The following is an 11800-nucleotide window of genomic DNA, read 5'->3' as shown; positions in this document are numbered from 1 at the left end:
TTCCGCTATCACTAGCAGGCTGCTCCCCGTTCGCTCGCCACTACTTGGGGAATCTCGGTTGATTTATTTTCCTCCGGCTACTTAGATGTTTCAGTTCACCGGGTTCGCCTCCCTTACCTATGTATTCAGTAAGGGATACTCATTGCTGAGTGGGTTTCCCCATTCGGATATCTACGGATCAAAGCTTCATTGCCAGCTCCCCGTAGCTTTTCGCAGGCTTGCACGTCCTTCATCGCCTGTGATCGCCAAGGCATCCACCACATGCACTTATTCGCTTGATCCTATAACCTTGTACTCTCTTGCGAGAGCAGGCTACAGGCAACTCATATTTGTGCTGTATCGTCCGAAGACATTACAGATGCAATCACAACGTGTTGCCAACGCCTCATCAGCGCCGCAACACAACCTTCTTCCATTTTGTTAAAGAACGTAGCAATTGATTGCTCAAAAGCCAAAGATAAACACCACTGCTTATCTTTGGGTTTTGGTGGAGGATAACGGGATCGAACCGTTGACCCCCTGCTTGCAAAGCAGGTGCTCTCCCAGCTGAGCTAATCCCCCTTGATTTGACGTTGGTGGGTCTGGTTGGAATCGAACCAACGACCCCCGCCTTATCAAGACGGTGCTCTAACCGACTGAGCTACAGACCCTCGTCTGTTTGCTACTCATGAACAACCGATAGGTTGTGGGTGCCACAGATGCTTCTCTAGAAAGGAGGTGATCCAGCCGCAGGTTCCCCTACGGCTACCTTGTTACGACTTCACCCCAGTCACGAACCCCGCCGTGGTAAGCGCCCCCCTTGCGGTTAGGCTACCTACTTCTGGCGGAACCCGCTCCCATGGTGTGACGGGCGGTGTGTACAAGACCCGGGAACGTATTCACCGTGACATGCTGATCCACGATTACTAGCGATTCCGACTTCACGCAGGCGAGTTGCAGCCTACGATCCGGACTACGATCGGCTTTCTGGGATTAGCTCCACCTCGCGGCTTGGCAACCCTTTGTACCGACCATTGTATGACGTGTGAAGCCCTACCCATAAGGGCCATGAGGACTTGACGTCATCCCCACCTTCCTCCGGTTTGTCACCGGCAGTCTCGTTAAAGTGCCCAACTAAATGATGGCAATTAACGACAAGGGTTGCGCTCGTTGCGGGACTTAACCCAACATCTCACGACACGAGCTGACGACAGCCATGCAGCACCTGTGTTCCAGTTCTCTTTCGAGCACACCCAAATCTCTTCAGGCTCCTGGACATGTCAAGGGTAGGTAAGGTTTTTCGCGTTGCATCGAATTAATCCACATCATCCACCGCTTGTGCGGGTCCCCGTCAATTCCTTTGAGTTTTAACCTTGCGGCCGTACTCCCCAGGCGGTCAACTTCACGCGTTAGCTCCGGTACTAAATGGTTTTACCCACCCAACACCTAGTTGACATCGTTTAGGGCGTGGACTACCAGGGTATCTAATCCTGTTTGCTACCCACGCTTTCGTGCATGAGCGTCAGTATTGGCCCAGGGGGCTGCCTTCGCCATCGGTGTTCCTCCACATCTCTACGCATTTCACTGCTACACGTGGAATTCCACCCCCCTCTGCCATACTCTAGCCTTGCAGTCACAAACGCAGTTCCCAGGTTGAGCCCGGGGATTTCACGCCTGTCTTACAAAACCGCCTGCGCACGCTTTACGCCCAGTAATTCCGATTAACGCTCGCACCCTACGTATTACCGCGGCTGCTGGCACGTAGTTAGCCGGTGCTTCTTATTCCGGTACCGTCATCCACACAGGGTATTAACCCATGCGTTTTCTTCCCGGCTGAAAGAGCTTTACAACCCGAAGGCCTTCTTCACTCACGCGGCATGGCTGGATCAGGCTTGCGCCCATTGTCCAAAATTCCCCACTGCTGCCTCCCGTAGGAGTCTGGACCGTGTCTCAGTTCCAGTGTGGCGGATCATCCTCTCAGACCCGCTACAGATCGTCGCCTTGGTGAGCCTTTACCTCACCAACTAGCTAATCTGATATCGGCCGCTCAATCAGCGCAAGGTCTTGCGATCCCCTGCTTTCCTGCTCACAGAATATGCGGTATTAGCGTAACTTTCGCTACGTTATCCCCCACTGAAAGGTACGTTCCGATACATTACTCACCCGTTCGCCACTCGCCACCAGGTTGCCCCGTGCTGCCGTTCGACTTGCATGTGTAAGGCATGCCGCCAGCGTTCAATCTGAGCCAGGATCAAACTCTTCAGTTCAATCCAACAAAACAACTCACAATTCACTGACAGTAATTCTCATTACTTCAATAGATTTCTCTATCCGTGTGATTGCCATAATACTTTTTGCGACTTGCGTCGCTTACGCATCAAGGCACCCACACCTATCGGTTGTCCAAATTGTTAAAGATCATTCACTTCACCGCGCCGTCGCTTTCGCTTCGTCTGCAGCAGAGAGGCAAGATTATGAACCAATCCCAACTCCCCGTCAAGCTATTCTGCAAAATTTCTTGCACCGCCTGACTCCCCTACAACCGCCGAAAACGCCCGGCACCGCAGGAGAGGTGCGCATTCTACCGATTAAAAACACACCGTCAACACTAATTTGAAAATAACACCATCCTCTCTCAAGGAACCCCTACAAATCAGACCATTACTTCATAGAGAACTTCTGGAAATTCGACATATCTGAACTCTCCGGACGCTTGAAGCAGCCTGGCTGACCAACCAAATACACACGAAAATTTTTGCGGACGTAAAAAAAGCGGCTTTCGCCGCTTTTTTGGGAACCACAAACAGTCAGGCGGAAAACGAGGATCCGCAACCGCAGGTAGATGTTGCATTCGGATTACGGATTACAAACTGCGACCCTTCCAGACCTTCGCTGTAATCAATTTCGGCGCCAACGAGATACTGATAGCTCATCGGGTCGATCAAAAGGGTAACGCCATTCTTTTCCATGGTCGTGTCGTCTTCATTGACCTCTTCGTCAAACGTGAAGCCATACTGAAAGCCAGAACAGCCACCACCAGTAACAAACACCCGCAACTTGAGATCCGGATTACCTTCTTCTTCGATCAATTCCTTGACCTTGCCAGCGGCACTGTCGGTAAACACAAACGGCGTAGTGATTTCGGTAACTGCATTCATGAGGAGAACTCCAGATAAAATTTCGTGCGTGATTATGCGAGCCGGCGATATCACGGTCAATGCTGTTAGGCAGAAGTCGCCAATTTAAGTTCCACCGGTTTACCCGCCGCGTGCAAAAGACGCCCTTCGATGACCGCCCCCTGGTGCATTTCAATCACGGCGTACTCGACATCACCCGTGATACGCGCCTTGGACTGCATCTCGATTGATTGGGCAACAGACACCGGACCGACCACCGTTCCATTGGTGACCATGTGCGCCACGTTAATAGCCCCCTCAACGCGCGCATGCTCGCTGAGGACGAGCATTGACGAAGATGCACCTTCAACTGCCACAATACTGCCTTTGACCTCGCCATCAATGCGCAAGCCGCCCGTGAAATAAACACTACCCTCGACGCGAGTACCCGCGCCAATCAAACTATCTATCCGGCCCAAAGGCTTGCTCTCGTCTTTTTTTCCGAACATCTGGTGTACTCCTAGCGTTGCGCTATCCGTTTGGACTTTAGTGTATCACCCTGCAGAACTCGCGCCTCGATGTCCTGCAACACCGCCCCGCCTGGCAAATCAAACACCCCTTCGCGACGTAGAAAGTGCTTTATTTCGAGCTGATACTGGGGAAGCCCCTCTGGCTTGTCCGGCAAAACCAACTGTATCTTGCTACCGGCCAGGACATAGTTGATAACCAGCTGCAGACGCCCGCGAAATTCCGTATTTTGCTTGTCGGGCTGAAATGCAAGAAGTAGCCGATAGTGAAATCGACCGTGCGCCTCCTGAGCCACGCGAAAAGATTCGACCCGGACGGACGCCGCTTCGCCCGCCACCGGAATCAAACGCTCAAACAACAGAATGTCTTCCTTGAGCGCAGCATTTTGTGCCTCAAGGCTCTGAATTTTTCCAAGCAACTGCAACTGGGTTGCCCGCTCGATATTCGCCGCATTCTTACCCGTCCCGGCGGTAGACCGCAGGATGTTCAACTCTTCACGCTGAATCTGTAGCTGATGCTGGAGCGCCTCCATTTCCCGGCCCAACGCCCCCGCCTCACTGCGCTGAGCGAGCAACCACCCGATTGCCCCCAGCAATAGCGCCAACAACACCGCCGGCAGAACGATCCACAGCACCGGGAGATGACTTCGTACAACTACCTTCGGCGCCGCTATCCCGAATCGGCGCCGAAACCGCCTCAGTTTCAGTGTCACCGCTGGCACAGGTATCAATCCAGGCACCCTTCACGGGGAGATTCAGGACATCCCGTTGCTTCGATACAGAAAAACTTGAACATGGCCAGACCCTCCAAGCGAGGACGCATGATACCCCCCACCCCAAAAACAAAAAAGCCGCCCAAAGGCGGCTTTTCCTGCGCAAAGCGAATTAACGCTTCGAGAACTGCTTGCGGCGACGGGCCTTGTGGAAGCCGACTTTCTTACGCTCAACTTCACGGGCATCGCGAGTCACGAAGCCAGCCTTGGAAAGTGCAGGCTTCAATGCTGCATCGTATTCGATCAATGCGCGGGTAATACCGTGGCGAACCGCACCAGCCTGGCCAGACTCACCACCGCCGATAACATTCACCTTGATATCAAAACCGCTCAGCTGCTCAACCAGAGCCAACGGCTGACGCACGATCATGCGGCCGGTTTCGCGGGAGAAGAATTGATCAACCGGCTTGCCGTTGACCACGATGGCACCAGAGCCACGCTTCATGAAGACACGGGCAACGGCGCTCTTGCGACGACCGGTACCGTAAAAATAAGCTTCAGCCATGATAACCCCTTAGATTTCCAGAGCCTTGGGCTGCTGGGCAGTGTGAGGATGCTGTTCGCCTGCGTAGCACTTAAGCTTCTTCAGCATTGCGTAACCCAGCGGACCCTTCGGCAGCATGCCCTTGACGGCGGTTTCGAGGGCGCGGCCCGGGAAACGCTGCTGCATTTTCTTGAAGTTGGTTTCGTAGATACCGCCCGGATAACCGGAGTGGCGGTAGTACTTCTTATCTTCAGCCTTGTTACCGGTGACGGTAAGCTTTTCGACATTGGTGACGACGATGAAATCGCCGGTATCAACGTGGGGCGTATAGATAGCCTTGTGCTTGCCACGAAGGCGGCGAGCAATTTCGGTGGCGAGGCGGCCGAGCACCTTGTCTGTGGCGTCTACCACAAACCACTCGCGCTTCACCTCATGTGGCTTGGCGGAAAACGTTTTCATATAAGTGTGCCGTCCTGAAAAATTTGGGCGCGGATTGGAGAAAGGCGCGGATTCTAGTCGACTCCTGCAGGAGGTGTCAATGCTTTTCCGTTTATTCAACCAATAGACAAAAAAAACGCGACTCGGAGAGTCGCGTTAAATCCACACCAAAGGAGGAGGGTGGAGGAGACAAATCTGAACTGAAGAACCCATCGCTGTTAAGTCACTACAGTTCGTACGCTTTGCATTCTCCACCAATAGCCACTCGCGGGCAAGAACTATTTGTGCGACGCACAATTAAAAAACAAATATACATATAGTATTTATTAATGACTATTAATCTATTGATACAAATACGATTGTTATGTCTGTACAGATATATTTAACCAATGCGAAAATTTTTTGTGGCGCCCGGTCAGCACGATACATCAGGGTATTTTGTTGCAACGCAGCATTTTGTCAAGGCAAGCCCGAACGAATCACATCCGTTAGAATTCGCGGTCTTGCAAGGAGACCTACATGGAATGCACCGTTAGATGGATGGGTAACGACGCCGGAATGTCGTTTGTTGCGGAGACTGGCAGCGGCCACGCCGTGGTTATGGATGGCGCTGTCGAAGCCGGAGGAAGAAATATTGGTCTCCGACCAATGGAAATGGTGCTGGCAGGCACCGGTGGCTGCACGGCCTTTGATGTCGTATTGATCCTCAAGAAGGGCCGCCACGCGGTAAGCGGCTGCGATGTCAGCATGAAAGCCGAGCGGGCCGACACCGACCCCAAGATCTTTACCCACATCCACTTTCACTACCGGGTCAAGGGCAAGCAACTCAAGCCCGATGCTGTTGCGCGGGCCATTGAGTTATCGAAAGACAAGTATTGCTCGGCATCGATCATGATCGGCAAGACCGCCGAGATTACCTACGATTTCGAAATAATCGAGGAAGCCTGAGCGCGCCTCACCGGGAATCAGATGCGGTAGGCGGCCCCGGTCATTACTTTGGCCGCCATTTTCATTGCCACCTTGACCGGCACAGGCAGTTCAGCCGCACCATAATCAATCGCCGTCTCCGCATGCTGGATTTCGTCCAGACGCATCTGGTCGACGATCGCCCGGGAACGTGCATCCGCCTCAGGCAAGCTGAGTAAATGTCCGTCCAGATGCGCCTCGACCTGCCGCTCGGTCTCGGCCAGAAAGCCAAGATTCCACTTGTCCCCGAGCGCGCCCGCGGCCAGCCCGAGCGATAGAGACCCGAGATAGAGGAGCGGATTGAGCACACTCTTGCGGCCACCCAGTTCGCCAATCCGCTGCTCCGTCCAGGCGAGATGCTCGGTTTCCTCATCCGCAGCACCACGCAGGGCATCGCGAATTTCCGGATCCCGCGACGTCAGCGCCTGGCCCTGATAGAGTGCCTGGGCACAAATCTCGCCACAGTGATTGACCCGCATCAGGCCGACCACATGACGCCGCTGCTCGTCATCTAGATCCGCATCCGGCAAGTTATCACCAGGCGTCGGACGTACGCTGCGCGCCGGTGCCAGTACGGTACGCAGGGCGCGATCGAATTCGAGAATAAGTTGATCCGGAGACATGGCGTTAGTGTTTGTTATCCGGATGACCGCCCTGCTTCAGCGCATTCCGCGCCTCGGCGGCATTCTGGACAATATTCCCGATGGGACAGAAATAGTCGAGGAATAGTGCCGCATGATGGCGATTGGCGTAAGCATCCTGAATGCGCACCCATTCATTTTTCCGCGCTTTCGACCAGCTACCGTCCACGCGCCCCGCAGCATAGATACGACGCTCGCGGGACTCGCAACGCATCCCCTCAAAGGTCACGTTGCGACCGCCTTCCGGTGCCAGAATGACGAGAACGTAACGGACAACACCGTCCTTGCCGACACTGATGGTTGCCCCATCGACAAAAAACCGGTTCTCCGTCGCCGCGCTGACATAGAAGGGCAGGAGACTTTCCTGCCGGGGCGCTGCTGGCAGTTGGACTTCCATTTCCTGCCACTGCTTGCTTTCATAATCCTCCTCGAAATCGGCCATGACCGAGGCCGAAGCGAGCAGCGAAAGCAGCAGGAGAGAACCTTTACAAAACAACGACATGTTTAATCCTCGTGCACCGAAGGCGCTTCTGAATCCAACGCATCACCAACAAACCGCCGCTGCTTCGCCCCTTTTCGGTCGAAGTCGATGAAACGGACAAGCTCATTGAGCGCCTGTTCGTAAACGGTGCGCTTGAACTCGATCACCGCATCGAGCGGAATCCAGTAGTCATTCCAGCGCCAGGCGTCGAATTCCGGCTTGTTGGTGGCGCGCAGACTGACATCAGAGTCACGCCCCACCAGACGAAGCAGGAACCAGATCTGTTTCTGGCCCTTGTAGGACCCGCGCCATTCGCGCTTGATCCAATGTGTCGGCACTTCATAACGCAACCAGCCTTTGGTTCGCCCAAGGATACGCACATGCTCGGGCATCAGCCCGACCTCTTCGTGCAGCTCACGGAACATGGCTTCTTCGGGCGTTTCGCCGCGTTTGATGCCACCTTGCGGAAACTGCCAGGAATGCTCCCGAATGCGCTTACCCCAGAAAACCTCGTTCTTGGCGTTACAAAGAATGATGCCGACGTTCGGGCGATAGCCTTCGCGGTCGAGCATAAAAATCCTGAAAAAATTAATAGTTACCCGGATTCTTTCACAAACGGTGCCCGCATGCAAAGAAGCCGGACCGTGTAAAATCGAGGTTTCGCAACGAATTCAAGAGCATCCCATGCGCACTTCGCAGTTCTTTTTTACCACTCTCAAGGAAGCCCCGGCCGACGCCGAAGTTATCAGCCAGAAAATGATGCTCCGCGCCGGCTATATCAAACGCGCTGCAGCCGGCATTTATACCTGGATGCCACTGGGCCTGCGCGTCCTGCGCAAGGTTGAAAACATCGTCCGCGAAGAGATGAACGCGGCTGGCGCACTCGAACTGCTCATGCCCGCCGTGCAACCGGCCGAACTGTGGCAAGAGTCCGGGCGCTGGGAACAATACGGCCCGGAACTGCTGCGCTTCAAGGATCGCCACCAGCGTGAATTCGTTATCGGCCCGACGCACGAGGAAGTCATCACCGACGTGGTGCGCCGCGACGTTAAGAGCTATCGTCAGTTGCCCATCCACCTCTATCAGGTGCAGACCAAGTTCCGCGACGAAATCCGCCCGCGTTTCGGCGTCATGCGCGGCCGTGAGTTCCTGATGAAGGACGGTTACTCCTTCCATGCCTCGTTCGACGACCTGAAGCGTGAATACGGCAACATGTACGACACCTACAGCCGCATCTTCACCCGCCTGGGTCTCCGCTTCCGCGCCGTGGCCGCCGATACCGGCTCGATCGGCGGTACCGGCTCGCATGAATTCCATGTTTTGGCCGACTCCGGCGAGGACGACATCGCGTTCTGCCCCGACTCCGGCTACGCCGCCAACGTCGAACTGGCCGAAGCCGTCGCCCCGACGGTACAGCGCGGCGCTGCCACGCAGGCCAGGACCAAGGTCGCCACGCCGGGCAAGATGGCTTGCGCCGACGTGGCCGAATGCCTCGGTGTATCACTCGAAAAAATAGTCAAATCAATTGCCGTTTTCAGCGAGAAGGAAGATGGCAGCTCGTGCTTTGCGCTTCTGCTTCTGCGCGGCGACCATGAACTGAATGAAATCAAGGCCAGCAAGATTGCCGCAATCACCCCCTTCCGCTTCGCTACGGAAGCCGAAGTCGAGGAACACCTGGGTTGCAAGCCAGGTTATATCGGCCCTTGTGCCATTGACCGTGAAAAAGTCGCGGTTTTTGCCGACCGCAGCGTTGCCGCGATGAGCGATTTCGTTTGTGGCGCCAACGAGGCCGGCTTCCACCTGAGCGGCGTCAATTTTGGTCGCGACCTGCCCGAGGCAGAGGTCGCCGACATCCGGAATGTCGTCGCCGGCGATCCGTCACCCGATGGCAAAGGCGCGCTGGAAATCCTGCGCGGCATTGAAGTCGGCCACATCTTCCAACTCCGCCAGAAATACGCCGAGGCGCTGAACTGCGCCTACCTTGACGAAAGCGGCAAGAGCCAGATCATGGAAATGGGCTGCTACGGTATTGGGGTCTCCCGCATCGTCGGCGCTGCGATCGAACAGGGCAATGACGACAAGGGCATCATCCTGCCCCCAGCCATCGCCCCCTTCGAGGTTTGCCTCGTCCCCATGGGCTACCACAAGAGCGAAGCCGTCAAAGCGGCGGCCGACCAACTGTACGGTGAAATGAAGGCAGCGGGCATCGATGTCCTCCTGGATGACCGCAACGAGCGCCCCGGGGTCATGTTCGCCGACATGGAACTGATCGGTATTCCGCATCGCGTTGTAATTGGCGAACGCGGCCTCAAGGAAGGCCAACTCGAATACAAGGGCCGTCGTGATGCCGAGGCAACAATGATCGCCCAAGCCGATGCGCTGAGTGTCCTCCAAGGGAAACTGTGCGCCGCCTGATTGCGGCCCTTTGTTTGTTTGGCGCGTCGGCGGCCTACGCCGGCGCGCAAAAATATGAACCACTTTCGGCCAGCGTCCAGGCTGCGTTGCACAAGGCCGTCTCAGACTCCCGACCGACGGTCAGTTCGTTCAAGAATCCGATGGAAGCCGCGGACTGGCTCGGTGAAATGTCGCGTCGTCTGGAAAAGCGCATCCCCAACCGGGACTACCGCATCGACCTGCTACGCAGCGTGCATTACGAAGCGACACGGGCCGGGCTTGACCCGCAACTGGTGCTCGGCGTGATCCAGGTCGAGTCCGGCTTCCGCAAATACGCCGTATCCTCGGCTGGGGCACGCGGCTATATGCAGGTCATGCCGTTCTGGGTCAAACTGATCGGCCGGACGGATGACTCGCTATTCGACCTGCGCACCAGCTTGCGCTATGGGTGCACTATCCTGCGCCACTATCTGGATATCGAAAAAGGCGATCTCTTCCGCGCCCTAGGCCGCTATAACGGCAGCCTGGGCAAGCCGGAATACCCCAACATGGTTCGCGCCGCCTGGCAGAACCAGTGGCACTACGACAGCCCGGCCCGCCTGACGCTGAACCCCTGATCAGCGGCCCATGCCGGGCAGCATGCCTTTCATGCCGCGCATCAGCTTGCCGATGCCGCCCTTGCTCATCATCTTCATCATTTTCTGCGATTGCTCGAACTGATTGAGCAGGCGATTGACTTCCTGCACCTGAACGCCCGCCCCCATTGCAATGCGGCGCTTGCGGCTGGCCTTGATCAGTTCCGGCTTGGACCGCTCAAGCGGCGTCATGGAATTGATGATGCCCTCAACCCGGCCAACCATCTTGTTCTCGGCACCAGCTGGCATCTGCCCGGCCATCTGGGCAATCTGCGCCGGCATCTTGTCCATCATCGCCGACAGCCCGCCCATGTTGCGCATCTGGGCGATCTGCTCCTTGAAGTCATTGAGGTCGAAACCCTTGCCGGATTTGAGCTTCTTGGCGAAGGCCATGGCCTTCTCTTCATCCAGCCCCTTCCTGGCATCCTCGATCAGCGAGAGCACGTCACCCATGCCGAGGATGCGCGAGGCCATCCGCTCAGGATGGAAAGCCTCGAGACCGGTCAACTTTTCGCCAACCCCGGAGAACTTGATCGGCTTGCCGGTAATGTGGCGCACCGACAGGGCTGCACCACCACGCGCGTCACCGTCCAGCTTGGTCAGCACGACCCCGGTCAGCGGCAAGGCCTCGTTGAAGGACTTGGCGGTATTGACCGCATCCTGACCAAGCATGGCGTCGACGACGAACAGTGTTTCAATCGGATTGATCGCCGCATGCAGCCGCTTGATTTCGGCCATCATTTCCTCATCGACGGCCAGACGACCAGCCGTATCGACAAGCAGAACATCATGATAATGGCGCTTGGCCCAGTCGACAGCGGCCAGAGCAATCGCCTCAGGCTTCTCGCCGACAGTTGACGGGAAGAAATCAACCCCGGCCTGCCCGGCGACTGACTTCAACTGCTCGATAGCGGCCGGACGATAGACGTCACAGGAGACCACCAGCACCTTCTTCTTATGGTTTTCCTTGAGAAACTTACCTAGTTTGCCGACCGTCGTTGTCTTGCCAGCGCCCTGCAAACCAGCCATCAGCACAATGGCCGGCGGCTGCGTATTGAAATTGATCCCCTCATGGGCATCGCCCATGATCTTGGTCAGTTCGGCGTGGACAACGCCAATCAGAGCCTGACCGGGACTCAGCGAACCGATGACCGCCTCGCCGACGGCCTTTTCCTTGACCGCCGCGATAAAATCCTTGACCACCGGCAAGGCCACATCGGCCTCCAGAAGGGCCATACGCACTTCGCGCAAGGCATCGGAAATGTTGGCTTCGGTCAGGCGAGCTTCGCCCTTGAGCGTCTTCATGACGCGAGCAAGGCGATTGGTCAGGTTATCGAGCATGTCAGTTGGGCTTCTAGTAGAATCT

12 protein-coding genes, 2 tRNA genes and 2 rRNA genes (1 of these 16 running past the window's edge) are annotated in these 11800 nt (G+C 55.9%); 3 read left to right on the top strand and 13 right to left on the bottom strand.

Features of this window, described 5'->3' with window-relative positions; genetic code table 11:
- From HYN24_RS02855 to rplM, 9 genes are all read right to left on the bottom strand, one after another.
- Window positions 1–281 (bottom strand): 23S ribosomal RNA (locus HYN24_RS02855); it reaches 2601 nt to the left of the window's first position.
- 204 nt (window positions 282–485) lie between these two features.
- A tRNA-Ala gene (locus tag HYN24_RS02850) sits at window positions 486–561 on the bottom strand.
- Between the two features lie 12 nt (window positions 562–573).
- Window positions 574–650: transfer RNA gene (locus HYN24_RS02845), tRNA-Ile, on the bottom strand.
- Window positions 651–710: 60 nt separating this feature from the next.
- A 16S ribosomal RNA gene (locus HYN24_RS02840) occupies window positions 711–2246 on the bottom strand.
- The 16S and 23S rRNA genes sit together here with 2 tRNA genes alongside, the layout of an rRNA operon.
- A 540-nt stretch (window positions 2247–2786) precedes the next feature.
- Complete coding sequence (gene erpA, locus HYN24_RS02835; RefSeq protein WP_117607872.1) at window positions 2787–3137, bottom strand: iron-sulfur cluster insertion protein ErpA; 351 nt, start codon at window positions 3135–3137, stop codon at window positions 2787–2789.
- Window positions 3138–3202: 65 nt separating this feature from the next.
- Window positions 3203–3604 (bottom strand): polymer-forming cytoskeletal protein, encoded by a 402-nt coding sequence (locus HYN24_RS02830; protein WP_117607871.1) that lies wholly within the window; start codon window positions 3602–3604, stop codon window positions 3203–3205.
- Between the two features lie 11 nt (window positions 3605–3615).
- On the bottom strand, window positions 3616–4257 hold the full coding sequence (locus tag HYN24_RS02825) for a DUF6776 family protein (RefSeq protein WP_162888574.1): 642 nt from the start codon (window positions 4255–4257) through the stop codon (window positions 3616–3618).
- Between the two features lie 250 nt (window positions 4258–4507).
- On the bottom strand, window positions 4508–4900 hold the full coding sequence (rpsI, locus tag HYN24_RS02820) for a 30S ribosomal protein S9 (RefSeq protein WP_117607869.1): 393 nt from the start codon (window positions 4898–4900) through the stop codon (window positions 4508–4510).
- A 9-nt stretch (window positions 4901–4909) separates the two neighbouring features.
- A complete protein-coding gene (gene rplM / locus HYN24_RS02815; RefSeq protein ID WP_117607868.1) occupies window positions 4910–5338 on the bottom strand; it encodes a 50S ribosomal protein L13 in 429 nt (142 codons plus the stop codon).
- 498 nt (window positions 5339–5836) lie between these two features.
- Here rplM and HYN24_RS02810 point away from each other — a divergent pair, with 498 nt between their 5' ends.
- Window positions 5837–6265: an OsmC family protein gene (locus HYN24_RS02810; RefSeq protein WP_117607867.1), complete on the top strand. Its 429-nt coding sequence runs from the start codon at window positions 5837–5839 to the stop codon at window positions 6263–6265.
- 17 nt (window positions 6266–6282) lie between these two features.
- On the opposite strand, the gene coq7 is transcribed toward HYN24_RS02810, so the two are convergent.
- The 3 genes from coq7 to HYN24_RS02795 are packed head-to-tail and all read right to left on the bottom strand — an operon-like array spanning window position 6283 to window position 7977.
- Window positions 6283–6906 carry a 2-polyprenyl-3-methyl-6-methoxy-1,4-benzoquinone monooxygenase gene (gene coq7, locus HYN24_RS02805; RefSeq protein WP_117607866.1) on the bottom strand — a complete coding sequence of 208 codons (624 nt, stop codon included), beginning with the start codon at window positions 6904–6906 and terminating at the stop codon, window positions 6283–6285.
- Between the two features lie 4 nt (window positions 6907–6910).
- Window positions 6911–7426, bottom strand: a complete 516-nt coding sequence (locus HYN24_RS02800; RefSeq protein WP_117607865.1) for a CNP1-like family protein — start codon at window positions 7424–7426, stop codon at window positions 6911–6913.
- A gap of 2 nt (window positions 7427–7428) precedes the next feature.
- Window positions 7429–7977, bottom strand: a complete 549-nt coding sequence (locus HYN24_RS02795; protein ID WP_117607864.1) for an RNA pyrophosphohydrolase — start codon at window positions 7975–7977, stop codon at window positions 7429–7431.
- Window positions 7978–8089: 112 nt separating this feature from the next.
- Between HYN24_RS02795 and HYN24_RS02790 the strand changes: the two genes are divergently transcribed.
- Together HYN24_RS02790 and HYN24_RS02785 are read left to right on the top strand one after the other, a co-directional pair.
- Window positions 8090–9820 (top strand): proline--tRNA ligase, encoded by a 1731-nt coding sequence (locus HYN24_RS02790; RefSeq protein WP_117607863.1) that lies wholly within the window; start codon window positions 8090–8092, stop codon window positions 9818–9820.
- Window positions 9808–10416: a lytic transglycosylase domain-containing protein gene (locus HYN24_RS02785; protein ID WP_117607862.1), complete on the top strand. Its 609-nt coding sequence runs from the start codon at window positions 9808–9810 to the stop codon at window positions 10414–10416. The genes HYN24_RS02790 and HYN24_RS02785 overlap by 13 nt, the downstream gene beginning before the upstream one ends.
- On the opposite strand, the gene ffh is transcribed toward HYN24_RS02785, so the two are convergent.
- A complete protein-coding gene (gene ffh / locus HYN24_RS02780; protein WP_117607861.1) occupies window positions 10417–11775 on the bottom strand; it encodes a signal recognition particle protein in 1359 nt (452 codons plus the stop codon).
- Window positions 11776–11800 lie beyond the last annotated feature (25 nt).

The sequence above is a fragment of the Dechloromonas sp. HYN0024 genome (assembly GCF_003441615.1).
Lineage (GTDB): Bacteria > Pseudomonadota > Gammaproteobacteria > Burkholderiales > Rhodocyclaceae > Azonexus.
Note: the sequence above shows the minus strand (reverse complement) of the source record. Positions and strands in the feature narration are given on the sequence as shown.

Bases quoted from the DNA above. Each gene is read 5' to 3' on its own strand.
- HYN24_RS02795 (WP_117607864.1), bottom strand. From the start codon at position 7,977: ATGCTCGACCGCGAAGGCTATCGCCCGAACGTCGGCATCATTCTTTGT.
- HYN24_RS02800 (WP_117607865.1), bottom strand. From the start codon at position 7,426: ATGTCGTTGTTTTGTAAAGGTTCTCTCCTGCTGCTTTCGCTGCTCGCT.
- ffh (WP_117607861.1), bottom strand. From the start codon at position 11,775: ATGCTCGATAACCTGACCAATCGCCTTGCTCGCGTCATGAAGACGCTC.
- HYN24_RS02790 (WP_117607863.1), top strand. From the start codon at position 8,090: ATGCGCACTTCGCAGTTCTTTTTTACCACTCTCAAGGAAGCCCCGGCC.
- HYN24_RS02810 (WP_117607867.1), top strand. From the start codon at position 5,837: ATGGAATGCACCGTTAGATGGATGGGTAACGACGCCGGAATGTCGTTT.
- HYN24_RS02830 (WP_117607871.1), bottom strand. From the start codon at position 3,604: ATGTTCGGAAAAAAAGACGAGAGCAAGCCTTTGGGCCGGATAGATAGT.
- rplM (WP_117607868.1), bottom strand. From the start codon at position 5,338: ATGAAAACGTTTTCCGCCAAGCCACATGAGGTGAAGCGCGAGTGGTTT.
- erpA (WP_117607872.1), bottom strand. From the start codon at position 3,137: ATGAATGCAGTTACCGAAATCACTACGCCGTTTGTGTTTACCGACAGT.
- rpsI (WP_117607869.1), bottom strand. From the start codon at position 4,900: ATGGCTGAAGCTTATTTTTACGGTACCGGTCGTCGCAAGAGCGCCGTT.
- coq7 (WP_117607866.1), bottom strand. From the start codon at position 6,906: ATGTCTCCGGATCAACTTATTCTCGAATTCGATCGCGCCCTGCGTACC.